The 23,773-nt window shown below is 55.2% G+C and carries 25 protein-coding genes; 15 read left to right on the top strand and 10 right to left on the bottom strand.

Annotated features, from left to right (window positions below; translation table 11 throughout):
* Nucleotides 1–45: 45 nt before the first annotated feature.
* Both A6013_RS05225 and uxaC read right to left on the bottom strand, forming a co-directional pair.
* A complete protein-coding gene (locus A6013_RS05225) occupies nt 46–1,533 on the bottom strand; it encodes a UxaA family hydrolase (protein ID WP_069732665.1) in 1,488 nt (495 codons plus the stop codon).
* A gap of 17 nt (nt 1,534–1,550) precedes the next feature.
* Nucleotides 1,551–2,963, bottom strand: coding sequence for a glucuronate isomerase (gene uxaC / locus A6013_RS05220; protein WP_069732664.1), 1,413 nt, complete (start codon nt 2,961–2,963; stop codon nt 1,551–1,553).
* A gap of 476 nt (nt 2,964–3,439) precedes the next feature.
* Between uxaC and A6013_RS05215 the strand changes: the two genes are divergently transcribed.
* The 11 genes from A6013_RS05215 to A6013_RS05165 all read left to right on the top strand — a co-directional run bounded on the left by A6013_RS05215 (nt 3,440) and on the right by A6013_RS05165 (nt 10,726).
* A complete protein-coding gene (locus A6013_RS05215; RefSeq protein ID WP_028014505.1) occupies nt 3,440–4,738 on the top strand; it encodes an MFS transporter in 1,299 nt (432 codons plus the stop codon).
* Nucleotides 4,739–4,853: 115 nt separating this feature from the next.
* Nucleotides 4,854–5,630, top strand: a complete 777-nt coding sequence (exuR, locus tag A6013_RS05210; protein WP_028014506.1) for a transcriptional regulator ExuR — start codon at nt 4,854–4,856, stop codon at nt 5,628–5,630.
* A gap of 343 nt (nt 5,631–5,973) precedes the next feature.
* Nucleotides 5,974–6,636, top strand: coding sequence for a DedA family general envelope maintenance protein YqjA (yqjA, locus tag A6013_RS05205; RefSeq protein ID WP_008503144.1), 663 nt, complete (start codon nt 5,974–5,976; stop codon nt 6,634–6,636).
* A gap of 2 nt (nt 6,637–6,638) precedes the next feature.
* Nucleotides 6,639–7,022 carry an EnvZ/OmpR regulon moderator MzrA gene (gene mzrA, locus A6013_RS05200; protein ID WP_047364677.1) on the top strand — a complete coding sequence of 128 codons (384 nt, stop codon included), beginning with the start codon at nt 6,639–6,641 and terminating at the stop codon, nt 7,020–7,022.
* A gap of 143 nt (nt 7,023–7,165) precedes the next feature.
* The gene (locus A6013_RS05195; protein WP_028014508.1) at nt 7,166–7,534 is read left to right on the top strand and encodes a DUF1090 domain-containing protein; all 369 of its coding nucleotides are present in this window, start codon (nt 7,166–7,168) and stop codon (nt 7,532–7,534) included.
* Between the two features lie 29 nt (nt 7,535–7,563).
* Nucleotides 7,564–7,869 (top strand): YqjD family protein, encoded by a 306-nt coding sequence (locus A6013_RS05190; protein ID WP_008503141.1) that lies wholly within the window; start codon nt 7,564–7,566, stop codon nt 7,867–7,869.
* Nucleotide 7,870: 1 nt separating this feature from the next.
* On the top strand, nt 7,871–8,269 hold the full coding sequence (locus tag A6013_RS05185) for a phage holin family protein (protein WP_041907961.1): 399 nt from the start codon (nt 7,871–7,873) through the stop codon (nt 8,267–8,269).
* Nucleotides 8,266–8,562, top strand: a complete 297-nt coding sequence (locus A6013_RS05180) for a YqjK-like family protein (protein ID WP_014885330.1) — start codon at nt 8,266–8,268, stop codon at nt 8,560–8,562. Before A6013_RS05185 ends, A6013_RS05180 begins: the two co-directional genes overlap by 4 nt.
* A 241-nt stretch (nt 8,563–8,803) precedes the next feature.
* Complete coding sequence (locus A6013_RS05175; RefSeq protein ID WP_042716298.1) at nt 8,804–9,196, top strand: DoxX family protein; 393 nt, start codon at nt 8,804–8,806, stop codon at nt 9,194–9,196.
* A 72-nt stretch (nt 9,197–9,268) separates the two neighbouring features.
* Entirely contained in the window at nt 9,269–10,255 is a 987-nt protein-coding gene (locus tag A6013_RS05170; protein ID WP_069732663.1) for a glutathione S-transferase family protein, read from the top strand.
* Between the two features lie 105 nt (nt 10,256–10,360).
* On the top strand, nt 10,361–10,726 hold the full coding sequence (locus A6013_RS05165; RefSeq protein WP_028014511.1) for a DUF805 domain-containing protein: 366 nt from the start codon (nt 10,361–10,363) through the stop codon (nt 10,724–10,726).
* A gap of 41 nt (nt 10,727–10,767) precedes the next feature.
* Here A6013_RS05165 and yhaJ read toward each other — a convergent pair whose 3' ends face one another.
* Nucleotides 10,768–11,670, bottom strand: a complete 903-nt coding sequence (gene yhaJ, locus A6013_RS05160; RefSeq protein WP_041907956.1) for a DNA-binding transcriptional regulator YhaJ — start codon at nt 11,668–11,670, stop codon at nt 10,768–10,770.
* A gap of 104 nt (nt 11,671–11,774) precedes the next feature.
* Here yhaJ and A6013_RS05155 point away from each other — a divergent pair, with 104 nt between their 5' ends.
* Nucleotides 11,775–12,476: a pirin family protein gene (locus A6013_RS05155; protein ID WP_028014512.1), complete on the top strand. Its 702-nt coding sequence runs from the start codon at nt 11,775–11,777 to the stop codon at nt 12,474–12,476.
* Between the two features lie 52 nt (nt 12,477–12,528).
* Here A6013_RS05155 and A6013_RS05150 read toward each other — a convergent pair whose 3' ends face one another.
* Nucleotides 12,529–13,830: a serine dehydratase subunit alpha family protein gene (locus A6013_RS05150; RefSeq protein ID WP_069732662.1), complete on the bottom strand. Its 1,302-nt coding sequence runs from the start codon at nt 13,828–13,830 to the stop codon at nt 12,529–12,531.
* A gap of 20 nt (nt 13,831–13,850) precedes the next feature.
* On the bottom strand, nt 13,851–15,182 hold the full coding sequence (locus tag A6013_RS05145) for an amino acid permease (protein WP_069732661.1): 1,332 nt from the start codon (nt 15,180–15,182) through the stop codon (nt 13,851–13,853).
* A 349-nt stretch (nt 15,183–15,531) separates the two neighbouring features.
* Between A6013_RS05145 and A6013_RS05140 the strand changes: the two genes are divergently transcribed.
* From A6013_RS05140 to A6013_RS25035, 3 genes are read left to right on the top strand one after another with little or no spacing between them, the layout of a single operon-like run.
* On the top strand, nt 15,532–15,981 hold the full coding sequence (locus A6013_RS05140) for an STM2901 family protein (protein WP_045260104.1): 450 nt from the start codon (nt 15,532–15,534) through the stop codon (nt 15,979–15,981).
* A 2-nt stretch (nt 15,982–15,983) separates the two neighbouring features.
* Entirely contained in the window at nt 15,984–16,301 is a 318-nt protein-coding gene (locus A6013_RS05135) for a DUF1493 family protein (RefSeq protein WP_045260103.1), read from the top strand.
* Between the two features lie 21 nt (nt 16,302–16,322).
* The gene (locus A6013_RS25035) at nt 16,323–16,808 is read left to right on the top strand and encodes a type VI secretion system tube protein TssD (RefSeq protein WP_048338835.1); all 486 of its coding nucleotides are present in this window, start codon (nt 16,323–16,325) and stop codon (nt 16,806–16,808) included.
* Nucleotides 16,809–16,864: 56 nt separating this feature from the next.
* On the opposite strand, the gene pflB is transcribed toward A6013_RS25035, so the two are convergent.
* The 5 genes from pflB to tdcA form a co-directional block, all read right to left on the bottom strand.
* On the bottom strand, nt 16,865–19,159 hold the full coding sequence (gene pflB, locus A6013_RS05130; protein WP_069732660.1) for a formate C-acetyltransferase: 2,295 nt from the start codon (nt 19,157–19,159) through the stop codon (nt 16,865–16,867).
* A gap of 15 nt (nt 19,160–19,174) precedes the next feature.
* Nucleotides 19,175–20,383, bottom strand: coding sequence for a propionate kinase (gene tdcD / locus A6013_RS05125; protein WP_069732659.1), 1,209 nt, complete (start codon nt 20,381–20,383; stop codon nt 19,175–19,177).
* 29 nt (nt 20,384–20,412) lie between these two features.
* Entirely contained in the window at nt 20,413–21,744 is a 1,332-nt protein-coding gene (tdcC, locus tag A6013_RS05120; RefSeq protein WP_047367071.1) for a threonine/serine transporter TdcC, read from the bottom strand.
* Nucleotides 21,745–21,753: 9 nt separating this feature from the next.
* Nucleotides 21,754–22,743 carry a bifunctional threonine ammonia-lyase/L-serine ammonia-lyase TdcB gene (gene tdcB, locus A6013_RS05115; RefSeq protein WP_069732811.1) on the bottom strand — a complete coding sequence of 330 codons (990 nt, stop codon included), beginning with the start codon at nt 22,741–22,743 and terminating at the stop codon, nt 21,754–21,756.
* Nucleotides 22,744–22,839: 96 nt separating this feature from the next.
* Nucleotides 22,840–23,760, bottom strand: coding sequence for a transcriptional regulator TdcA (tdcA, locus tag A6013_RS05110; RefSeq protein ID WP_069732658.1), 921 nt, complete (start codon nt 23,758–23,760; stop codon nt 22,840–22,842).
* Nucleotides 23,761–23,773: the final 13 nt, after the last annotated feature.

Below are 23,773 nucleotides of genomic sequence, written 5' to 3'. Positions count from 1 at the left end.
AAGTTCAGTAGGTCGGGTAAGCGCTAGCGCCACCCGACAAAACACTTAAAGCGTCACACCACTCTTAAAGATCGCCAACTCGCGGAAGTCGTTCTTCTCGTTACAGGTCTGCCTGCCGTTAGCAAACTCCACGATAGTGTCCACGAACTCCGTCAGCAGTTGCGGCATCGCTTTGCCGTGGATCAGCTGGCCTGCGTCGAAATCGATCCAGTGCTTTTTCTTCGCCGCCAGCTCGCTGTTGGTGGCGATTTTGACCGTCGGCACAAAACCGCCGTACGGCGTACCGCGACCGGTGCTGAACAACACCATGTGACAACCCGCCCCCGCCAGCGCGCTGGTGGCGACCGCATCGTTACCCGGTGCGCTCAGCAGGTTCAGGCCGTGGGTTTTCAGGCGTTCGCCGTAGCGCAGAACGTCCACCACCTGGCTGGCCCCAGCTTTCTGGGTGCAGCCGAGGGATTTCTCCTCCAGCGTGGTGATTCCGCCCGCCTTGTTCCCCGGGGACGGATTCTCGTAAATCGGCTGATTGTGGGCAATGAAGTACTGTTTGAAGTCGTTCACCATGGTGACGGTCTTCTCAAACGTCTCTTCGTCGCGGCAGTGGCTCATCAGAATGCGCTCCGCGCCAAACATCTCCGGCACTTCGGTCAGCACCGTGGTGCCGCCGTTGGCAATCACGTAATCCGAGAAGCGGCCCAGCATTGGGTTAGCGGTAATGCCGGAAAGACCGTCAGACCCGCCGCACTCCAGGCCAAACTTCAGCTCGCTCAGCCTGCCCGGCCCGCGCCTGTCGTGGCGCATCACCTCGTACAGCTGATGCAGCTGCTCAACGCCCGCTTCCACTTCGTCGTCCTGATGCTGGCACACCATGAAGTGAACGCGCTCAGGGTCGAATTCTCCCAGCGTGTCGCGGAAGGCGTCGACCTGGTTGTTCTCGCAGCCGAGGCCGATCACCAGCACCGCGCCCGCATTCGGGTGGCGCACCATGTTTTGCAGCATGGTGCGGGTGTTAATGTGGTCGTCACCCAGCTGGGAGCAGCCGTAGGTGTGGCTGAACAGATGTACCCCGTCGATGCCCTCGGCATCGTGGGTCTCCTTCAGAAAGCGGGTCTGGATCTGACGCGCAATCCCGTTCACGCAGCCGACGGTCGGCAGGATCCACAGCTCGTTGCGGATCCCCACATCACCGTTTGCGCGACGGTAGATTTGCACCTCACGATCCCCCGCCTGCACGCCTGCCTTCGGTAGTTCAGGCTGATAGCTGTACTCGTCCAGATCGCTGAGATTGGTGCGGGTATTGTGGGAATGAATATATTCACCCGGCGCAATATCCGCCAGCGCATGGCCGATGGGCAAACCGTACTTCACCACGTTCTCCCCTTTTGCAATGGGGATCAGGGCAAACTTGTGTCCACGTCCAATGGCCTGGCGCAACGTGACCGACTGGTTATCGAAGGCCACTTCCGTGCCTTCGGTTAAATCTGCCAGCGCGACGGCCACGTTATCCAGCGAATGGATTTTGATGTATTGCATATCAACCTCAGACGGCCTTAGTTCAGTTCAATGGCGAAGTAGTCACGCGCATTGTTAAAGCAGATGTTTTTCACCATTTCGCCCAGCAGCTGGATATCCGCTGGCGCTTCACCCGCGTGCACCCAGCGGCCAATCATCTGGCACAGGATGCGGCGGAAATATTCGTGGCGAGTGTAGGAGAGGAAGCTGCGGCTGTCGGTCAGCATGCCGACAAAGCGGCTTAACAGACCGAGCTGCGCCAGCTGCGTCATCTGACGCTCCATGCCGTCTTTCTGATCGTTGAACCACCAGCCGGATCCGAACTGCATCTTGCCCGGCATACCTTCGCCCTGGAAGTTGCCCACCATGGTGCCCAGCACTTCGTTATCGCGCGGGTTCAGGCAGTAGAGAATGGTTTTCGGCAGCAGGTTTTGCTCGTTCTGTTTGCTCAGCAGTTTTGACAGCTCTTCCGCCAGCGGGCGATCGTTGATGGAGTCAAAGCCCACGTCCGCGCCCAGCAGTTTGAACTGGCGCTGGTTGTTATTGCGCAGCGCGCCGATGTGGTACTGCTGTACCCAGCCGCGACGGGCGTATTCCGCGCCGAGAAACACCAGCACCGCGGTTTTGAACTGCGCTACTTCATGCTGGCTAAGCGATTCACCGGAGAGGCGACGCGCCAGGATGCTGTCCAGTTCGGCTTCGTTGGATTCCGCGAAAAGCACCACGTCCAGCGCGTGGTCAGAGACTTTACAGCCGTGCGCCGCGAAGTGGTCCAGACGTTTGGTCAGCGCGGTTTGCAGATCGGCGAAACGACGGATGTCGGTATCGGACACTTCCGCCAGCTTCGCCATATAGTCGTTGAACGTGGCCTGCTCAATATTGAAGGCTTTGTCCGGGCGCCAGCTTGGCAGCACTTTAATGTCAAAAGAGGCGTCTTTGGCGACAACGGCATGATGCTCCAGGGAGTCAATCGGATCGTCGGTGGTGCCCACCATCTTTACATTCATCTGCTTCATGATGCCGCGCGCGGAGAAGTTATCCTGCGCCAGCAGCGCATTGCACTGGTCCCAGATCTCATCCGCCGTAGCGGGAGAAAGCAGCTTGCCGGTGATGCCAAACGGACGGCGTAGTTCGAGGTGCGTCCAGTTGTAAAGCGGGTTGCCGATAGTGTGCGGAACGGTCGCCGCCCAGGCGTCGAACTTCTCGCGATCGGTCGCGTCGCCGGTACACAGGCGCTCGGACACGCCATTGGTGCGCATTGCGCGCCATTTATAGTGGTCACCCTTCAGCCAGATATCATACAGGTTATTGAAACGATAATTTTCGGCAACCTGCTGCGGGGGTAAGTGGCAGTGGTAGTCGAAAATCGGCTGGTCTTTAGCGTAGTCGTGGTACAGGCGGCGGGCAAATTCGGTATCTAACAGAAAATCGTCGGTCATAAACGGCGTCATTATCGTCTTCCTCATTACGAGAGCGTCAGAAAGCGTATGTTCATATGCTGCAAAGTTATCACACCAATTTCCACCCACCGAAGCTTTTTTCGTGAGTGAGATCAATAAACGCTAACAAATAAATTACCCTCAATGGGGTAAACCCTTCTACAGGCCGCGCCGTTTCTGGCTTTGCGCGCAGCGATTAATGTCCCTACAAAGAATCATACATTTGTGATGTCACTCACCTTTTAAAGTTGTATGACAAGTTATCGTTTCGCCGTCGCAAACACTAAGCCGACGGAATGCGTTACCGGTGTGAGACACATCGGATTTAACGGTACGGATACCGACTTATGCACGCTTACTTATGGCAAGGTTCGGGCCGTTCCGGGACATTCTCCCGGCTACGCCCCTCCCGTTACACAACTGCTCCCGGCAACGGTTGAGAGGTTGCCGTGCTCTGGCGCGGAAATAACATAACGATGAGGTTTTAGATGCGTAAAATTAAAGGGTTACGTTGGTATATGATCGCACTGGTGACGCTGGGCACCGTGCTGGGCTACCTGACACGTAACACCGTGGCAGCCGCGGCGCCAACGTTGATGGAAGAGCTGCATATCTCCACGCAGCAATACTCTTACATCATCGCGGCCTATTCTGCCGCTTACACCGTCATGCAGCCTGTTGCTGGGTATGTTCTCGATATTCTGGGTACCAAAATCGGCTATGCCTTCTTCGCCATCGCCTGGGCGGTATTCTGCGGTGCAACCGCACTGGCAGGCAGCTGGGGCGGTCTGGCGCTGGCCCGTGGCGCGGTCGGTGCGGCAGAAGCCGCAATGATCCCGGCAGGGCTGAAAGCCAGCTCTGAGTGGTTCCCGGCAAAAGAGCGTTCCATCGCGGTGGGCTACTTCAACGTGGGCTCGTCCATCGGCGCAATGATTGCGCCGCCGCTGGTGGTGTGGGCCATCGTGATGCACAGCTGGCAGATGGCATTCATTATCTCTGGCGTGCTGAGCTTCGCCTGGGCAATGGCGTGGCTGGTTTTCTATAAACACCCGCGCGATCAGAAAAAACTCTCCGAGGAAGAACGCGAATACATTATTGGTGGTCAGGAAGCGCAGCATCAGACCAACAATGGCAAGAAGATGTCCGTCTGGCAGATCCTGGGCACCCGTCAGTTTTGGGGTATCGCCCTGCCGCGCTTCCTGGCTGAACCGGCCTGGGGTACCTTTAACGCATGGATCCCACTGTTTATGTTTAAAGTCTACGGCTTTAACCTGAAAGAGATCGCGATGTTCGCCTGGATGCCAATGCTGTTCGCTGACCTGGGCTGTATCGTGGGCGGCTACCTGCCACCGCTGTTCCAGCGCTGGTTTGGGGTGAACCTGATTGTTTCCCGTAAGATGGTGGTGACCATGGGCGCCCTGCTGATGATTGGCCCGGGCATGATCGGCCTGTTCACCAGTCCGTATGTGGCTATCGCCCTGCTGTGCATCGGTGGATTTGCGCACCAGTCCCTGTCCGGCGCGCTGATTACGCTCTCCTCTGACGTCTTCGGTCGCAACGAAGTGGCCACCGCCAACGGCCTGACCGGTATGGCCGCGTGGACCGCGAGTACGATGTTTGCGCTGGTCGTCGGCGCGCTGGCGGATACCATCGGCTTCAGCCCGCTGTTCGCGGTGCTGGCAATCTTCGACCTGATGGGCGCGGTGGTTATCTGGACGGTGCTGAAAAGCAAATCCGCAGAGGAGCTGGCGAAAGAGTCTCTCGGGCGACCGGCTACGCAGAGTTAGCGAAAATGCGTTTCACCGAAGCCGCCCCCGGGCGGCTTTTTTAATGGCAAAATCTGGAGAGTATTCCGTGAAAGTGGTATAACAAATCATCTGCCGTACCCTGCCTGGAGCGCATATGGAAATCACCGAACCACGTCGTTTATATCAACAACTTGCTGCCGAGCTGAAAGATCGCATCGAGCAAGGGGTCTATCTTGTCGGTGATAAACTTCCCGCCGAGCGCTTTATCGCGGATGAAAAAAGCGTAAGCCGAACCGTGGTGCGCGAAGCGATTATCATGCTGGAAGTGGAAGGCTACGTTGAGGTACGCAAAGGTTCCGGCATTCACGTTATTTCTAATCAGCCTAAACACTCTCCGGTGGCGGATGAAAGTCTTGAATTCGCCAGCTACGGTCCGTTTGAGCTGCTCCAGGCTCGCCAGCTGATCGAAAGCAATATTGCCGAATTTGCCGCCACGCAGGTGACCAAGCAGGACATCATGAAGCTGATGGAGATCCAGGAGAACGCTCGCAAGGAAAAATGTTTCCGTGATTCCGAGTGGGACCTGCAGTTTCACGTTCAGGTCGCCCTGGCAACCCAGAATACGGCGCTGGCGGCAATCGTTGAGAAAATGTGGACTCAGCGCGTTCACAACCCGTACTGGAAAAAACTGCACGATCATATTGATTCGCGTACCGTGGACAACTGGTGTGACGACCACGATCAAATTCTTAAGGCGCTGATTCGTAAAGATCCCCACGCCGCGAAGCTCGCCATGTGGCAGCACCTGGAAAACACCAAGCAGATGCTCTTCAATGAAACCAGCGACGACTTCGAATTTAACGCTGACCGCTATCTTTTTGCCGATAATCCTGTCGTTCATCTCGATACGGCCCCGAGCGGCGCAAAATAGGCGACCTTTCTACCGGCAGGCGCTTCGCTGCGCCTCCCCGGCTGAATGGGTAAGCAAAACATATATAGTGTCAGCCTTTGTAAAATCCCTCGCTCACTTTCAGGGCTTACGCCAAAATCACCTCACCCTGCAAATTCTGTGACGCAGAACGTTGGGCTTTGTTACAATTGGATTCACTTCGTTATTTTGAAAGTTAGTGCTTGCTAACCAGCCAATTAACAGGGAACAGTGTTGGCCACACCGCAATGTGTCCGCGAGCGACCATAATGAAATCACAACAATGTCGCCGTGCTGTTTGTCCCGGATAACAGGCGAGACGTTAACCGATTTCCAGGAACACTGAATGGAACTTTTGACCCAACTGCTGCATGCCCTTTGGGCGCAGGATTTTGAAACGCTGGCCAACCCTTCCATGATTGGCATGCTCTATTTTGTCTTGTTTATGATTCTGTTCCTTGAGAATGGTTTGCTGCCTGCAGCCTTCTTGCCGGGTGACAGTTTGCTGGTGCTTGTCGGCGTGCTGTGTGCTAAAGGCGCAATGGCGTTCCCGCAAACCATTTTATTACTGACCGTCGCGGCCAGCCTTGGCTGCTGGGTGAGCTATATCCAGGGAAGATGGCTGGGCAATACCCGAATAGTACAGAACTGGCTTTCCCATCTGCCTGCGCACTATCACCAGCGGGCACACCACCTGTTCCATAAGCATGGGCTTTCCGCGCTGCTGATTGGCCGCTTTATCGCCTTTGTGCGTACCCTGCTGCCCACCATTGCCGGGCTGTCCGGGTTGAGCAGCGCACGCTTCCAGTTCTTCAACTGGATGAGCGGCCTGTTATGGGTTCTGATCCTGACGACGCTGGGCTATGCGCTGGGTAAGACGCCGGTCTTCATGAAATACGAAGATCAGCTGATGTCCTGCCTGATGCTGCTACCTGTTGTTCTGCTGGTCTTCGGCCTGATCGGCTCGCTGGTTGTCCTGTGGAAGAAAAAATACGGAGCGCGAGGTTAACGATGGTTATCTCACCGCTCGCCATGCGCCGCTTTGCCTGTGCCTTTATTGCACTGGTGATGCTCAGCGTCGTACTGCTGGCCTGGAACACGCTTTCACATCAGGACGCTACGCTGGCCATTCGCCCGGTAAACCAGGGGGGCGGTGTGCCTGACGGTTTTTCTGTCTGGCATCATCTGGATGCAAACGGCATCCGCTTTAAAAGCATCACCCCGCAGGACGATGTTTTACTGATTAAGTTTGATTCCCGTGCGCAGAGCGCTGCCGCGAAAGCGGTTCTTGACCGTACGCTGCCGCACGGCTATATCATTGCCCAGCAGGAAGATGACAACCCGCCAGCCGCGTGGTTATCATTGATTCGCGATACGTCGCATCGGTTTGGATAACTTCCTGGATTCCGAATCTTTTCACTCACTTTGGTGAATCCCCCGTTTACTTACTATGCTTAAGTACGCGGAGCACCCCTCGAATGTACTCCGCATCATTTTGGATAGCGGCTAACCCCGCAGCACAATGGAAGGTTTCGATAATGAAATTCCGCATGACCCTGGCTCTGGCCCTTTTTTCTTTAAGCACAACGACCTTCGCAAACTCTCTCTGTCAGGAGAAAGAACAGGATATTCAGCGTGAGATCGGTTATGCCGAAAAGCATAACAATCAGCACCGTGTTGATGGTCTCAAAAAAGCGCTGAGCGAAGTGAAAGCGAACTGTTCAGACAGCAAGCTGCGTGCCGATCATCAAAAGAAAATCGCTGAACAGAAGGACGAGATAGCCGAGCGCCGTCAAGACCTGCAGGAAGCGAAAGAGAAAGGGGATGCGGAAAAAATTGCTAAGCGCGAGAAGAAGTTGAAAGAGGCGCAGGACGACCTGAAAGCGCTGGAAGCTCGCGATTATTGAGTTAACGGAAATCTCAACAGGAGAGAATCATGTCAAAAGATACGACGTCTGAACATCTGCGCGCTGAACTGAAATCCCTGGCCGATACCCTTGAAGAGGTGCTGAACTCCTCTGCCGATAAGTCGAAAGAAGAAGTAAGCAAGCTGCGCAGCAAAGCGGAGCAGGCGCTGAAAGAGAGCCGCTACCGCCTGGGTGAAACCGGTGATGCACTGGCGAAACAGACCCGTGAAGCGGCTGCGCGTGCAGATGAATATGTGCGCGACAATCCATGGACGGGAGTTGGTATTGGTGCCGCAGTGGGTGTGGTACTGGGTGTCCTGCTGACGCGTCGTTGATATGGAAGATCCTCGTCACGCACAAGGGCCTGCTAATAACGTCCTCGGCATCGGCCAGCGTATTTTAACGACGCTGGTTGGGATTGCCGAAACGCGCGTCCGGCTGGCAGTGGTCGAACTGGAAGAGGAGAAAGCGAACCTCTTCCAGATGCTGCTGATGCTCGGGCTGACCATGCTCTTCGCCGCGTTTGGTCTGATGAGCCTGATGGTGTTAATCATCTGGGCCATTGACCCGCAGTATCGACTTAACGCGATGATTGCCACGACCGTCGTTCTGCTGGTCGCGGCGCTGATTGGCGGCATATGGACGATGCGTAAAGCGCGCAGGTCCACTTTCCTGCGCCACACGCGCCAGGAACTGGCTAACGATCGCGCCCTGCTGGAGGATGACAAGCCGTGAGCGATAAAGCGGAACGTCAGAAGCGAAAAGCGTACCTGTTAAGTCAGATCCAGCAGCAGCGGCTGGATCTGTCTGCCAGCCGCCGTGACTGGATCGACGCGACGCGACGGTTTGACCGTGGCTGGAATACCTTCCTGAGCCTGCGTTCGTGGGCGCTGGTCGGCAGCAGCGTGATGGCTATCTGGACGGTTCGTCATCCGAATATGCTCATCCGCTGGGCCCGACGCGGTTTTGGTGCCTGGAGCGCCTGGCGTCTGGTCAAAGCAACGTTGCGGCAACAACAGCTGCGGTGATAAACGCAAAACGGTAACTCAGGTTACCGTTTTTTGTTTCTGCCCTTCTCCCCGTGGGCTGAGGGCACCAGCGCGCACCTGCCCTTACTCAATATCTTTGAAGAAGATTGACAGTTTTCCTTGCTAACAATTGCTACCCGCCCCGTTTACACTCCTCTCCATCGACAGCAGAGCCGCGGTATCTACGCGGAATTGCAGACAAATAATGTTCAGCCGCTTATGTGGTTTCCTGGAGAGTAAAATGAAAAAATTAGAAGATGTTGGTGTACTGGTCGCGCGTATTCTGATGCCAATTCTGTTTATCGTGGCAGGTTGGGGCAAAATTACCGGTTATGCGGGTACCCAGCAGTATATGGAAGCCATGGGCGTTCCGGGGTTCCTGTTGCCACTGACCATTCTGCTTGAGTTTGGCGGCGGCCTGGCGGTTCTGTTCGGCTTCCTGACCCGCACCACAGCGCTGTTTACCGCAGGCTTCACCCTGCTGACCGCGTTCCTGTTCCACAGCAACTTTGCTGAAGGCGTGAACTCACTGATGTTTATGAAAAACCTGACCATCGCGGGTGGCTTCCTGCTGCTGGCGATCACCGGTCCAGGCGCATACAGCATCGACCGCGTTCTGAATAAGAAATGGTAAGCACGCTATACTGAATAAACACAAAGCGAGGAGACATCTCCTCGCTTTTGCTATCTGACGGAGGAGTAAAAAATGGGACAACTCGTAGACGGCGTCTGGCAGGATGTCTGGTATGACACCAAATCCACCGGTGGACGCTTTAAGCGCTCTGTTTCGGCCTTCCGTAACTGGCTGACCGCCGACGGCGCACCCGGCCCGAGTGGCGAAGGGGGCTTCGCGACTGAGAAAGATCGTTATCATCTGTACGTTTCCCTTGCCTGCCCGTGGGCGCACCGCACGCTGATCGTGCGCAAGCTTAAAGGGCTCGAATCTTTGATTCCGGTTTCGGTGGTGAACCCATTGATGCTGGAAAACGGCTGGACGTTCGACAGTGATTTCCCCGCCGCGACCGGTGATGACCTGTATCACCACGATTTCCTCTACCAGCTCTATCTGCGCGCCGATCCGCACTACACCGGACGCGTGACCGTGCCGGTGCTGTGGGACAAGAAAAACCAGACGATCGTCAGCAATGAGTCCGCGGAAATCATCCGCATGTTCAATACCGCGTTTGATGCGCACGGCGCCCGCGCCGGGGATTACTACCCGGTTGAACTGCGCGATAAGATTGACGAGCTGAACAGCTGGATTTACGACAACGTCAACAACGGTGTCTATAAGGCCGGTTTCGCCACCAGCCAGGAAGCCTATGACGAAGCGGTCGGAAAGGTGTTTGAATCGCTGGAGCGCCTGGAGCAGATCCTGGGCCAGCATCGCTACCTGACGGGCGATCGCCTGACGGAAGCGGACATTCGCCTGTGGACCACACTGGTTCGCTTTGACCCGGTCTATGTCACCCACTTTAAGTGCGATAAACACCGCATCAGCGACTACCTGAACCTGTATGGTTTCCTGCGAGACATCTACCAGATGCCGGGGATCGCGGAGACGGTCGATTTTGACCATATTCGCACTCACTATTTCCGCAGCCACAAGACCATCAACCCGACGGGCATCATCTCCATTGGCCCGTGGCAGGATCTGGATGAACCGCACGGGCGCGACGTGCGTTTCGGATAATTATTTAGGGAATCAATTGATTCCCTTTTTTAATTCACAGCATACATCTATCCTTACCTCGATCGCTTAGAAAACAAGTGATTGACTGATTAAGAGGCAAGGAAAATGGACTGGTATTTAAAAGTACTGCGCAACTACGTTGGATTTGGTGGCCGCGCCCGCCGCAAAGAGTACTGGATGTTCGTTCTGGTGAACTTCGTCCTGATTATGGTGCTGGGCATCGTGGATAAAATCCTCGGCTGGGAGCGCGCCGGCGGTGAAGGCGTACTCACTACGATTTATGGCTTGCTGGTTTTGCTGCCTTCATGGGCCGTGCTGTTTCGTCGTCTCCACGACACCGATCGTTCGGCGTGGTGGCTGCTGTTGCTGTTAATCCCGCTTGTCGGCTGGATCGTGATTTTAATTTTCAACTGTCAGAGCGGGACGCCGGGCGAAAACCGCTTTGGTCCGGATCCTAAGATCGGCGCGTAGATTACTGCCCGGTGGCGCTTACGCTTACCGGGCCTGCTCGCTTATTTGTTGTGATGCGCAAAGAGCTTTGGAATTTCGCGCAGGCACCACGATTTGGCTTCGCCCATGCTGTCGCGGCGCCACGCCATAATAATGTCCACTTCGCTGGTGTACTCCGGGCTCACCACCCTCAGTCGCCCTTCCGCAATATCTTTTTCGACAAACGGGTAGGGCATCGTCGCCACGCCCAAACCGGCCAGCAGCGCCTGCCGCTTGTTTTCCAGTGACGTGACCGTCAGACGCGGCTGTTTATCCAGCAGCTGAACCGTCAGCACCGGACGCTCGCGCGCGGTATCCGCCACCGCCACGCCGCGGTACTTCACGCGCGTCACTTCAGAGAGCGGCTCCGGCTCCTGGTGAATCGGGTGATCCGGCGCGGCGACGTAGACGTTCATGACGCTGTAGAGCTTGCGCGAGTTGATTTCTGACGATGAGCGGAAATGCATGTCAGGCGCAATGACGATATCCGCCCTGCCCGTCTCCAGACGCTCCCACGCCCCGGCCAGCACCTCGGTGATGATCGACAGCTGCGTATTGGCCTTCGCCGCCAGGCGGTCTACCAGCGGGAACAGCGCTTCGGTCGGCACCAGCGCTTCGGTGACTAACGTCAGGTGGGTTTCCCAGCCTCGCGCCAGCGCTTCGGCGTCCGTGGTGAGCTTGTCCGCCGCTTCCAGCAGCACGCGACCTCGCTCCAGCAGCATCCGCCCCACGTTGGTGAATTTTGTTCGATGACCGGAGCGATCGAAGAGCACGACGTCCAGCTCTTCCTCCAGTTTTTGCATGGTGTAGCTTAGCGCAGACGGAACGCGCCCCAGTTCATCTGCCGCCGCGGCAAAGCTGCCGCGCCGGTCAATCGCGTCCATGACGCGAAGCGCCTCAAGCGTCAATGCTCTCTCTTTAGCCATCTCGTTCTCATTCAGGAAATTTGAACATACCAGGCAGAATATCTGGCTAACAATGCAGCGTCCATACCTTTACCATTGTTTTAGTGTAAAGAGAGGTCAAGTTTATGATTACGACAAGAACAGCGAAACAGTGCGGACAAGCCGATTTCGGTTGGCTGCAGGCCCGCTACACCTTTTCCTTTGGACACTACTTTGACCCTAAACTCCTCGGTTACGCTTCACTGCGCGTGTTGAACCAGGAAGTGCTCGCCCCGGGCGCCTCCTTCCAGCCGCGTACGTATCCGAAAGTCGATATCCTGAACCTGATCCTGGAAGGCGAGGCAGAATACCGCGATAGCGAGGGCAATCATGTCCAGGCAAAGGCTGGCGAAGCGTTGTTAATTTCCACGCAGCCGGGCATCAGCTACAGCGAGCATAACCTCAGCAAAGACAAAACGCTGACGCGCATGCAGCTGTGGCTCGACGCCTGCCCTGAGCGAGAAAACCCGCTGGTGCAGAAAATAGATCTGAAGGGCGATAAACAGCAGCTGATTGCCTCGCCTGACGGCAGCAAGGACAGCTTGCAGCTGCGACAGCAGGTATGGCTGCACCATATCGAACTGAAAAAAGGTGAACAGGCAAGCTTCCAGCTGCACGGCCCGCGCGCCTATTTGCAGTCCATTCACGGTACGGTGCATGCGGTAACGCACGCGGAAGAGAAAGAAGCGCTCACCTGCGGCGACGGGGCGTTTATTCGTGACGAAGCGAATATCACCCTGGTGGCAGATACGCCGCTGCGCGCGCTGCTGATTGATTTGCCGGTGTAAGAGTTGCTCGATCGGTCCCTCTCCCCTTGGGAAGAGGGACGAATGCCAATCGCTACACCTTACTCGCCATAATCTCAATAATCTGCCGGTCCGTTGCCTGCATTGAGCGGCACGCCAGCGCGCACAGGTTCGCGATCGACTGCTCCACGTCGTGCGCTACAATCCCCTCGTTGCCCGTCACGCCCGACTCATCCAGCGCCATCATCACGGCTTTCCAGGCGCTGGTGACGCTGGTCGAGACTTTCATGGCGCAGCTGTTAGACGCCCCGTCGCAGATCATCCCGCTGACGTCACCGATCATACTGCCGATGGCCATTGCTATCGTCTGATAGCTTCCGCCCATCAGCCACGCCATCCCTGCGGCGGCCCCCATACCGGCCGTTGTCGCCGCACACAGCGCGGACAAACGCGGAAGCTGGTAATGGATGTAGATAGCCGACAGGTGCGAGAGCATCAGCGCCCGCGCCAGCCGTTCGTCATCGGCCTGAACATGTTCAGCGACCACGACAACCGGCATGGTGGCTGTAATTCCCTGATTCCCGGAGCCCGAGTTGCTCATCGCCGGCAGCGTCGCGCCGCCCATGCGGGCATCCGAGGCCGCGCTGGTGCGGATAACGATGTCTGAACCCAGATCCTGCGCCATCCATCCGCGTGCGCGCTGCTTATTGAGGGTGGTGCCAATGTGTAGCCCCCACTTCCCGCTAAGCCCTTCACGAGAGAGCGCGTCGTTCAGTTGCCCTGCATCCAGGATAAAGCGGATCGCCTCGAACGGAACCTGTTCGACAAACTCCAGGATCTGCGAGAGCGTGGTGTTTGACAGTACCGCCAGCGGATCGTTACTTACCTCGGCCTGCCGCTCGTCAAGACTGAAGCGCGTTTCGCCCTGACAAACCACCTCCACCACGCGGGTATGTCCGCCCGCAATGGTCACCATGGCCGAGGCCTCACCGGCGTAGACGCAGGCACGTGAATAGAGGATCTCATCGCACGGCTCCTGCAATTTCACCTGCACCAGACCGGCGTTAAGCATTGCTTTGGCCCGCGCCAGCGCATCGGCGGTGACATCTTTCAGCACCTCCAGCCCCGCCTGCGCATTGCCACCGATGGCACCCAGCGCCGCCGCAATGGGCAACCCGACCATGCCGGTGCCCGGCACCGTTACGCCAAGCCCGTTCTTCATCAGATTCGGCGATACCCACGCCTCAATCTTCGTGACGTCGCCAGGCAGTTGCTCTGCGGCAATCGCACAGGCAAGGGCCAGAGAAACGGGCTCGGTGCATCCCAGCGCAGGCTTAACTTCTTCCTGCACTACGCGAATAAATTGATTCCATAAAGGATGAGTTTGCTCAGACATCGTTACGACCTTATTTGCCCTCAGGAAAATGCGAGGAAAGGAGAAACACAAAGCAGCAGCCCGGTGATGACAATAATCACCAGCGATACGCCCTTATATTTATGCAGCGCCGGTACCTTGTAGACCAGCCACGCAGGGATCAGGCAGCCCACCATGCCGAAGATGGGGCTACAGATAGAGGTGAAGCTCAGTACCGGCGCGTTTAACACGATCGCGCTCCAGGCCAGCAGGATAGCGAACAGCATGATCCCGCGCTGGACGGTGCTTTCATTAATACGTTCAGCCGGCATTTTGCGGCGCAGGATATTCATCACGATGCCCTGCGTCGCTTCACGAAAGCCGAGATAGACCCCGAAGAAGGCGGTCATAACGGCAAATATATTCAGGATTACGCTGACGATTTTGACCCAGCCCGCGCCGTCGCCGCTGATAAACTGCGCCGCGATTGCCAGGGCGGAAATATTCTGCTCGTAGGCTTTTACCGCCTCGTCGTGCCCCATCGCCAGGGTGAAAGAGACGGCGTAGAAGAAGACCGTGACAAACAGTATGCCAAAGGCGATATTCATCGCCCGCAGCGCCTTATGACGCGCCACCTCAACGGATTTTTCCCGCGAACGATAGGAAATCACCATCGGACTTAATGTCTGGATAAACAGAATGGAGGTTAAGGTGAAAGGCAGCGTAATAATGGCGTTTTTAATCAGCAGCCCCATCGGAGGCAGCATACCGACGTTGGCTAAATGCCAGAGGCCGATCATCGAAAGCCCCAGCGCCGCCACCACAAATAATTTGGTTAGCACCATCAGGCTGGAGACTTTAAACAGCAGCTTTTCACCGCGCGAAGAGATGGCGACCAGAATGCAGATCAGGAATAAGCCGTAGAAGGGATTTTCCGACAGCACCCCCTCGGTGACGCCGAAGGTGTGCAAATAGGATGCGCTGTCGTTGGTGATAGCCGTGGAATAAACAAACATCCAGATGACCAGCATCACGAAATAAAGTGCACCTAATAAAATGCCCCAGTTTTTACCTAAATAACCGCTAATCACGCTCGGGTAGTCTTTGCATTCCGGGGATTCCGCCAGCGTATTAATAAATAATCGCTGGAAGAGGTACATGGCCGGATAGCCAATAATCGAGGAGAGCAAAAAGACCCACAACCCCATTAATCCAACCTGCACAGGAAGAAAAACGATACCCGCGCCGATAGCCATCCCGATACTCATGATGACCCAGCCCGTGTCGGTGCTGTCGAATTTGATCGCCTCTCGCCATTCGCTTTCGCTCATTCCCGCCCGCCTTGCCGCAGGGGAATCACTCACAATCACACTGCTGTTTGTTGCCATATTCATTGGGCACTCGCTTATTCTGTAGGGTAAACAATTGTTTTTATAAGGTTCCGATCGCCAGCGATTGCGATTCAGAGAGTGCAGGTGTGTGTTGTTGGTATGGGAAGATCATATCCGTAGCGCGGGAGAAAAAAGTCACAATCTTTATGCGGCCTTCCTGAATTTAGAGAAAAAAACGCCTCATTTTTAATGATGTTTGGTAAGAAATTCTAAAAGTGACGCATTTCACAGAATCAATATATTTAAGAAATGAATCTTTTTTAGGAATTTATAAAGATGATTGTTCTACTTTATGCCTTCAAATTTTTATACGATAGCATCACTGAAACCACTCTATTATTATGGCTATGATATGGATACCGTTGAAGAGCTCAATGGAACATACTTCTATAAAGGTGTATGTAATATCTCGGCGTCTGAGTTATTTTTTTGGATTTTCCTTGATACTACCGATGAACAGTTCGGTGGATTAAAAGATGCAGTAATGATGGCTACTATGATCCTTGGTTTACCTATACTTGAGACCAGAACAAAGCCAGAAACGGCTACTATAGGTACTTCCGTGGCTTCTAAGTATCTTCGTGATCTTCTGAATGTACAGCTACCACACCGATTACCTACGATTACCCTCGCAAGCTTTAAATACCGAAAACCAATGTATACCAAAAACTTAGGTGCATTCATTGGTCGATGGATCCCTGCATTGGGGATAACCATACTTGCTGCTGATCTTGCAACGATAAGTTACAAAACACTCTCACGATATAATACGATTGCTCACCCTAAAGATCGGATTTGGTGAATATGAATAGTGAAAATGATGTTTTGAAGTTCTTCAGGGAAAATTTACCAGAACAGGGAACATTTACGGGCAAGAGGATCCCGCTCGAGTTAGACGATGTTTTACAGGATTACACCGATCTGGATGATATCGTTTATGTCATTGAGAAGTTTGAGAAAAAGTATCTTATCAATGTGCCCACGCAAAACTATTTCCCCTGGACTCAAACCTGGTTTTTCAGAAAATGGTTTACGCAAGAACCCGTTAAACAAATATCGAAGCCATTAACCGTAAGAATGTTTGCTGAGGCGGTAAAAGCAGGCACATGGATCCACCACTGATTTTCGAAAGGAGCATGATTTATGGCTGTACCGGTTCATATTTGGTTTTTTGACGATGGCGGCTCACTTATTAAGGGTTCAAGTGATGTACAGGATCGGGAAGGGAGTGTTGAAATTAGAGGGTTAACCCATAATTTAAGTATTCCAACAGATCCTCTTTCCGGGAGATTAACCGGAACGCGCAAACATGCCCCTTTCTTGTTCGAGAAGGAGATAGATAGTTCATCTCCGTATCTTTATAAGGCTGTGGCTACAGGGCAAAACCTAAAAAAAGTTGAGATAAGATATTATCGAATTAACGATGCGGGAAGGGAAGTTGAATACTTCAGAACTGAACTGGAAGGTGTAAAGGTCGTATCAATCTCCCCTATTGTTAACGATACACGTAACTGTCCCGGTACGGGCCATCTTGAATCCATTCAGTTGAGATACGAAAAAGCAATCTGGACTTACTGCGATGGCAATATTCAATTTTCTGATGCATGGAATGAACGAACATCTGCATGATTTTTAGCAGACAAAAAAGCCCCCTTATCTGAAGGGGGCGGATTATTTGGCCTGCGTCAAATCGCCTGCGTAAACGTCCGCGAAATCACGTCCTGCTGCTGCTCGCGCGTCAGAGCGTTAAACCGTACTGCATAGCCGGATACGCGAATTGTCAGGTTCGGGTAGTTCTCCGGATGGGCAATGGCATCCAGCAGCATCTCCCGGTTCATGACGTTGACGTTCAGGTGCTGCCCGCCCTCAATAGACGCTTCGTGATGGAAGTACCCATCCAGCAACCCCACCAGGTTGGTTTTGCGCACCAGTTCATCCTTGCCCAGCGCCTGCGGCACAATGGAGAAGGTATAGGAGATCCCGTCTTTCGCGTAGGTAAACGGCAGCTTGGCGACCGACGTTAGCGAAGCCACCGCCCCTTTCCTGTCGCGACCGTGCATCGGGTTGGCGCCAGGCGCAAACGGCGTGCCGCCGCGGCGTCCGTCCGGCGTGTTGCCCGTTTTCTGGCCGTAGACCACGTTGGAGGTGATAGTCAGGATCGACTGAGTCGGCACCGCGTTGCGATACGTCGGCAGCGCCTGGATCTTCTTCATAAATCGCTCCACCAGGTCGCAGGCGATGCTGTCCACGCGATCGTCATTATTGCCGTACTGCGGATAGTCCCCTTCGATGACGAAGTCCACCGCCAGGCCGGTGTGGTCGCGCACTGGTTTCACCGTGGCGTACTTAATCGCCGACAGGGAATCCGCCGCCACCGACAGCCCGGCAATGCCGCAGGCCATGGTGCGATAGACGTCACGATCGTGCAGCGCCATCAGCGAGGCTTCGTAACTGTACTTATCATGCATGTAGTGAATGAGATTCAGCGCGCTGATGTACTGCACCGCCAGCCAGTCCATAAAGTGGTCGAGGCTCGCCATCACGGTGTCGTAATCCAGCACCTCATCCAGCAGCGGCTCGGTTTTCGGGCCGACCTGGATCTTCAGCTTCTCGTCCACCCCGCCGTTGATCGCGTACAGCAGCGTTTTAGCGAGGTTGGCGCGTGCGCCAAAAAACTGCATCTGCTTGCCGATCACCATCGGGCTGACGCAGCAGGCAATGGCGTAGTCGTCGCTGTTGAAGTCGGCGCGCATAAGATCGTCGTTCTCATACTGCAGCGACGAGGTGACGATCGACACCTGCGCGGCGTATTTCTTAAACGCGATCGGCAGCTGTTCAGACCAGAGGATCGTCAGGTTCGGCTCCGGCGCGGGCCCCATGGTGTGCAGGGTATGCAGGTAGCGGAAGCTGTTTTTGGTCACCAGCGTACGGCCATCCAGCCCCATGCCGCCGATCACTTCCGTGGCCCAGATCGGATCGCCGGAGAAGAGCGTGTCGAACTCCGGCGTGCGCAGGAAGCGCACCATGCGGATCTTCATGATGAAGTGGTCGATCAGCTCCTGGGCCTGCACCTCGTTCAGCCGCCCCGCCTGCATGTCGCGTTCAATGTAGATATCAAGGAACGAGGCCGTACGCCCCAGCGACATCGCCCCGCCGTTCTGGGATTTCACTGCGGCAAGGTAGGCAAAGTAGACCCACTGCACCGCTTCCTGCGCGTTCATCGCCGGACGTGAAATATCAAAGCCATAGTTCGCCGCCATCTGCTGGATCTGCAGCAACGCACGCTTATGCTCCGCCAGTTCCTCGCGCAGGCGGATCGTCGCCTCCAGATCTTCACCGCGCTCCAGCCTGCCCTGCAGATCGGCGAACTGGAGTTCACGCTCGCGCACCAGATAGCTGATGCCGTACAGCGCCACGCGGCGGTAGTCGCCGATAATGCGCCCGCGCCCGTAGCCGTCCGGCAGACCGGTCAGCACGCCAGATTTACGGCAGCGCATCATCTCCGGGGAGTAAACGTCAAACACGCCCTGGTTGTGGGTTTTACGCAGGTCGGTAAACAGGTATTCGAACTGCGGATCCATTTCCCGCCCGTAGGCTTCGAACGAGCTGCGGATCATGTTGATCCCGCCGTACGGATGCAGGGCGCGCTTGAGCGGCTTGTCGGTTTGCAGGCCGACGATCGTCTCAAGATCCTGGTCGATATAGCCCGGTCCGTGGGCGGTAATGGTGGTGGCAATGTTGGTGTCGAAATCCACCGGAGCGTGGGTGGCATTCTCCTGGCGAATGCCGACCATCACCTTCTGCCACAGCGCCGTCGTTGCTGGCGTCGCCTGCGCGAGGAAAGCTTCATCGCCTTCATAAGGGGTGTAGTTATGCTGAATAAAATCGCGGACGTTAACGGCGTTTTTCCATTCTTCACCGCGAAACCCGGCCCATGCGTCGCTGTAGGGCGCGACGCCCGTATCGATTGTTACTTTCATGTGATTCTCGCTTTATCAGGCGTAAGCCGCGGCCGGGGCAACCTTCCCAAGACGGAGGGCGTCCAGCGCGATCATTTTTTCTTCGTTGGTAGGGATAACCGCGCAGGTCACGCGGGACGACTCGGTGGAGATGACGCGCGCACCCGCGCTGCCCGGCAGAGCGTTTTTCGCCTCGTCGAGCGCGATGCCAAACACCTCCAGGTGTTCCGCCACCAGCGCGCGGATCAGCGTGGAGTTTTCACCGATGCCGCCAGTGAAGATCACGCCATCCAGACGGTGCAGAGACGCGGCGTGACCGGCGATATGCCGCGCTATGCGGTGGATAAAGGTCTTTATCGCCAGCTGCGCCCGGTCATTGCCGTCATGCCAGGCTTTCTCCAGCGCACGTAAATCGGAGGAGATACCGGAGATGCCAAGCAACCCGGACTCTTTGTTGACCACGCGCTCCAGATCCTCGAACGACTGACCGGTCTGCTGGGCAATCCACGCCATTGCGCCGAAGTCCACGTCGCCGCAGCGCGTGCCCATCACCAGCCCTTCCAGCGGCGTCATCCCCATCGAGGTATCGACGCTTTCACCGTTGCGCACCGCGCAGATGGACGCCCCGTTGCCGAGATGGGCAATCACCAGGCCGCTGTCCTCGGGGGACAGCCCGAGGAGCGCGTGCGCCTGCCCGGACACGTAGCGGTGAGAGGTGCCGTGGAAACCGTAGCGGCGCACGCCCAGCTCTTCAAAATAGCGGTACGGCAGACCGTACAGATACGCCTGCGGCGCCATGGTCTGGTGGAAGCTGGTGTCAAATACCGCCACCTGCTGCACGCCGGGGAACAGGCGCTCTGCGGCTTCCACGCCGCTCAGGTTGGCGTAGTTATGCAGCGGCGCCAGCGGGGAAACCAGGCGGATCTGCTCAATGACCTCTTCCGTGATGAGGGTCGACTCGCTGAAGAGATCGCCGCCGTGAGCGATGCGGTGGCCAATCAGGGCCACGCTGCTCATCAGGTCGCGTTTCTCCAGCTCGAGGGCGATGGCGGCCAGCGCCCCTTCGTAGTCCTGGTGAGCCAGTCTGACTGGCTCACCCCCGTTCACGGAAATAAAGGCTTTTTCAGTGTTGATACCATCCGCAATGCCCGTCAGCAGGGCATCGCAGCCTGCTGCGTCCAGCACCGAAAACTTAACGGAGGACGATCCGCAGTTAATAACCAGTACTACCGGAAATTCAGTCATGTGTTACTCCGCTCTTCCTGAGCTTTGGCTTAAAACAGTTTGTAAACGATATTCAGAATGGTCAGCAGGCCGACGACGGTCACGAAGATGTTCTCGGTCCGGCCTTTGTATTTCGCCAGCGCGGGCGCTTTACGAATGGCGTACATCGGCAGCAGACACAGCAGAGAGGCGATAATTGGCGCCCCCATGGCTTCGATAAGGTCGAGAATGTTCGGGTTGGCGTAGGCCACAATCCAGGTGGAGCCCATGATGAAAATCATGCTGATGGTGTTCAGCTTGCCGACGGAGACGTTCTTCTTATCGCCCTTGTAGCCGAACTTGAGGATCAGGCCGTTCAGCCCCTCCAGCGTGCCCAGGTAGTGGCCGAAGAAGGATTTAAAGATAGCGACCAGCGCGATGATGGAGGCGCCGTATTCCAGCACCGTGGCGAACGTGGATTTACTGCCCGACATCGAGGCAAAGTGGTTCGCCAGGTAAGAGAGCACCGGAATGTTCTGCGCTTTGGCATCCGCCATGTTCTGCGGAGAGAGCGTAAACAGGCAGCTAAAGGCGAAGAACATCACCACCGCCACCATCAGCAGGCTGGCGCGACCGATGATTTTGGAACATTTCTGCTCGGTGAATGCTTTCCCGAACTCCGGCTCGTACTCTTCGCGTTTGGAGACCACGAACGAGGAGACGATGGGCGAGAAGTTAAAGGAGAAGACCATGATGGAGATCCCCAGCCACACCGTGACCAGAATGCCGTCATGACCGGTAAAGGCGATATCGCTCAGGTTGACCTGGTCGATTACCGCCGAGTTCCAGTACGGGATCAGCGACAGGGAAATCAGCACCAGGCTGGCAATGAACGGGAACACCAGGTAGCTCATCACCTTCACCATCAGGTCTTTCCCGAACCAGATCACAAAGGCCATCAGCAGCAGCAGGAACAGCGCCACCACGCCGCGGTTCAGCGCAGGCATCTGGAGCTGGTTTTCCCAGAAGGTCATAAAGGTGTTAGTAATGGTGACGCCGTAAATCCACAGCAGCGGGCAAATGGCGAAGAAGTAGAGGAAGGTGATCACCACCCCACCGGTTTTCCCGAAGTGCTCTTCCACCGTTTCGGTGATGTTGCCGGAGACGTTGCTGCCGGACAAACAGAGGCGCGCCAGCGCGCGGTGGCAGTAAAACGCAATCGGGAAGGCAAGTACCAGCATCAGCAGGATGGGGATCAGTCCGCCAAAGCCTGCGCGAATGGGGAAGAACAGCACGCCTGCGCCAATGGCGGTACCAAACAGGCCGAGCGTCCATGTAGTGTCAGACTTACGCCAGGAGGACGTTTTTGTCTGGCCAACGATAATGCTTTCTGTGTTGCTCATAGGTCACCTTTATGCGTCAACGAAGCCGGTAATTTGGGAAACACGGGAGAGATCGATATTGCCGCCGGAAATAATGCAGACGGTTTTACGGCCCTGAATATAGGGGTCAAGCTTGCCGCTTAATAACGCCGCGCAGGCCAGCGCGCCCGCTCCTTCCGTCACCACTTTATTTCGCTGAATAAGGGCAACCATGCTGTTGCGAATATCGTCTTCACTCACCAGCACAATGTCATCGACCAGTTCACGAACAATTTCGAAGGTTAATTTACCCGGACGAGACACGTCGCAGCCGTCGGCTAATGTGCCGGTAACGCGATGGTTGGTTATTTCTCCGGCCTGCCAGGAAGCCGCCATGCCGTGAACGTTTTCAGACTGTACGCCGATAATATTAATTGTCGGGTTGATGGATTTAATTGCCGTTGCAATACCGGCAATTAAGCCGCCGCCGCCGATAGGAACAATCACATTATCCACGTCGTAAAGATCTTCGAGAATTTCGAGGCCGATGGTGCCCTGCCCGGCAATGACTTTCGCATCGTCATAAGGCGGAATAAATATGCGCCCCTCCATCTCGACGATTTCGCTCACCTTAGCTATGGTGTCGTTGAAGTTCTCGCCGTGCAGCACCACTTCGGCGGAGTAGTCGCGGGTAGCGGCGACCTTGGATTTTGGCGCGCCCATCGGCATCACCACTTTGCCGTCGATACCGAGCATGGCGCAGGAGAGCGACACCCCCTGAGCGTGATTACCTGCGGAGCAGGCCACCACCCCTTTGCGTTTTTCTGCATCCGTCAGCGAACTTAACTTATTAAACGCCCCGCGTATTTTAAACGAACCGGTACGCTGCATATTTTCAAATTTCAGGAATATCTCACCCTTACAGCGTTCGCTGAGATAATTTGAGCGCGGCATGCCGGTTTTATAAATTTTTCCCGCCAGGCGTTTTCTGGCGTCCTGAATATCTTCAATGGTCACCGGGAGATCGTAGGTAATGTGCATAATATCCTCGTTATAATAATTCATTCTTTTCAGGCAAAGTCAGGGGATCAGAGCGTTAAAAAGCGTCGCTCCGGGTGTTTTAAAACTTAATTATTTCTATCGTCGTTTATCGATATCCATCGACGAATATTGTTTTGCCAGTTCAACTAATACTGACGCCGATTTTTTAATACTGTAATTTTTCGACCACACGGCGGCATAGCGCGCCACGGGTAATTCATCTTCCACGGGCAGCACAATAAACTGGTCTGAGCCGAACGGCGCAATCATGTCGCGGGGGATCACCGTCAGGTAATCAGCATTCAGGACAAGGTTATAGATAGTGACGACGGAATCGGTCTGGACGATGTTTTCAATGCTGATGCGGTTGTCTTGCAGGGTGGTCAGGAGTTCGTTGTAGTAGCCCATATCGGTTTGCGGCATCACCCACTGCTCATGCGTAAGTGATGCCAGTCTGGTCGGGCCGGTGCACGTTCGTGATTTACTCGCCACCAGCACAAACTCGGATTCAAACAGTGGCTCAACGTGAAGGTCCTGAAGCAACATTCCGTCGCTCAGCGTGCCGATGGCAAAATCCAGCCGACCGTCGCGAATGGCGGGCAGGAATGAAGAGAGCTGCGCTTCATACATGGAGACGCGCGCTTTCGGGAACACTTCCCTGAATTTTTTGATCATCTCAGGCAGGAAGGTGAAGCCAATCAGCGACGGATAGCCAAAGGAGACGTCCATGACGGTACTGAAACTGAGGCTGTTGATTTCGCTCACCATGTTTTTCATTTCGCGGGTGATCGACTCAGCGTATGACAGCAGCACCTGACCAGCGGCAGTAAGTTTTACGCCGGTGTTTTTACGCACCATCACTTCCACCCCGAAGTAGGATTCGATGTCGCTGATGATTTTGCTGACGGCGGGTTGCGTCAGGCCTAGTTGTCTTGCGGCAGAACCTATGGAGCCACTTTTAATGACTTCCTGAAATACCACGAGGTGCTGAGTTTTCGGTAGAATAATAGTATTCATAATATTCTGCGCT

Origin of the sequence: Enterobacter sp. IF2SW-B1, assembly GCF_001743375.1 — a bacterium.
Taxonomy (GTDB): Bacteria; Pseudomonadota; Gammaproteobacteria; order Enterobacterales; family Enterobacteriaceae; genus Enterobacter; species Enterobacter bugandensis.
Note: the sequence above shows the minus strand (reverse complement) of the source record. Positions and strands in the feature narration are given on the sequence as shown.

Coding starts and splice junctions, on each gene's coding strand:
- A6013_RS05225 (WP_069732665.1), bottom strand. CDS start 1,533: ATGCAATACATCAAAATCCATTCGCTGGATAACGTGGCCGTCGCGCTG.
- uxaC (WP_069732664.1), bottom strand. CDS start 2,963: ATGACGCCGTTTATGACCGACGATTTTCTGTTAGATACCGAATTTGCC.
- A6013_RS05215 (WP_028014505.1), top strand. CDS start 3,440: ATGCGTAAAATTAAAGGGTTACGTTGGTATATGATCGCACTGGTGACG.
- exuR (WP_028014506.1), top strand. CDS start 4,854: ATGGAAATCACCGAACCACGTCGTTTATATCAACAACTTGCTGCCGAG.
- yqjA (WP_008503144.1), top strand. CDS start 5,974: ATGGAACTTTTGACCCAACTGCTGCATGCCCTTTGGGCGCAGGATTTT.
- mzrA (WP_047364677.1), top strand. CDS start 6,639: ATGGTTATCTCACCGCTCGCCATGCGCCGCTTTGCCTGTGCCTTTATT.
- A6013_RS05195 (WP_028014508.1), top strand. CDS start 7,166: ATGAAATTCCGCATGACCCTGGCTCTGGCCCTTTTTTCTTTAAGCACA.
- A6013_RS05190 (WP_008503141.1), top strand. CDS start 7,564: ATGTCAAAAGATACGACGTCTGAACATCTGCGCGCTGAACTGAAATCC.
- A6013_RS05185 (WP_041907961.1), top strand. CDS start 7,871: ATGGAAGATCCTCGTCACGCACAAGGGCCTGCTAATAACGTCCTCGGC.
- A6013_RS05175 (WP_042716298.1), top strand. CDS start 8,804: ATGAAAAAATTAGAAGATGTTGGTGTACTGGTCGCGCGTATTCTGATG.
- A6013_RS05170 (WP_069732663.1), top strand. CDS start 9,269: ATGGGACAACTCGTAGACGGCGTCTGGCAGGATGTCTGGTATGACACC.
- A6013_RS05165 (WP_028014511.1), top strand. CDS start 10,361: ATGGACTGGTATTTAAAAGTACTGCGCAACTACGTTGGATTTGGTGGC.
- yhaJ (WP_041907956.1), bottom strand. CDS start 11,670: ATGGCTAAAGAGAGAGCATTGACGCTTGAGGCGCTTCGCGTCATGGAC.
- A6013_RS05155 (WP_028014512.1), top strand. CDS start 11,775: ATGATTACGACAAGAACAGCGAAACAGTGCGGACAAGCCGATTTCGGT.
- A6013_RS05150 (WP_069732662.1), bottom strand. CDS start 13,830: ATGTCTGAGCAAACTCATCCTTTATGGAATCAATTTATTCGCGTAGTG.
- A6013_RS05145 (WP_069732661.1), bottom strand. CDS start 15,182: ATGAATATGGCAACAAACAGCAGTGTGATTGTGAGTGATTCCCCTGCG.
- A6013_RS05140 (WP_045260104.1), top strand. CDS start 15,532: ATGGATACCGTTGAAGAGCTCAATGGAACATACTTCTATAAAGGTGTA.
- A6013_RS05135 (WP_045260103.1), top strand. CDS start 15,984: ATGAATAGTGAAAATGATGTTTTGAAGTTCTTCAGGGAAAATTTACCA.
- A6013_RS25035 (WP_048338835.1), top strand. CDS start 16,323: ATGGCTGTACCGGTTCATATTTGGTTTTTTGACGATGGCGGCTCACTT.
- pflB (WP_069732660.1), bottom strand. CDS start 19,159: ATGAAAGTAACAATCGATACGGGCGTCGCGCCCTACAGCGACGCATGG.
- tdcD (WP_069732659.1), bottom strand. CDS start 20,383: ATGACTGAATTTCCGGTAGTACTGGTTATTAACTGCGGATCGTCCTCC.
- tdcC (WP_047367071.1), bottom strand. CDS start 21,744: ATGAGCAACACAGAAAGCATTATCGTTGGCCAGACAAAAACGTCCTCC.
- tdcB (WP_069732811.1), bottom strand. CDS start 22,743: ATGCACATTACCTACGATCTCCCGGTGACCATTGAAGATATTCAGGAC.
- tdcA (WP_069732658.1), bottom strand. CDS start 23,760: ATGAATACTATTATTCTACCGAAAACTCAGCACCTCGTGGTATTTCAG.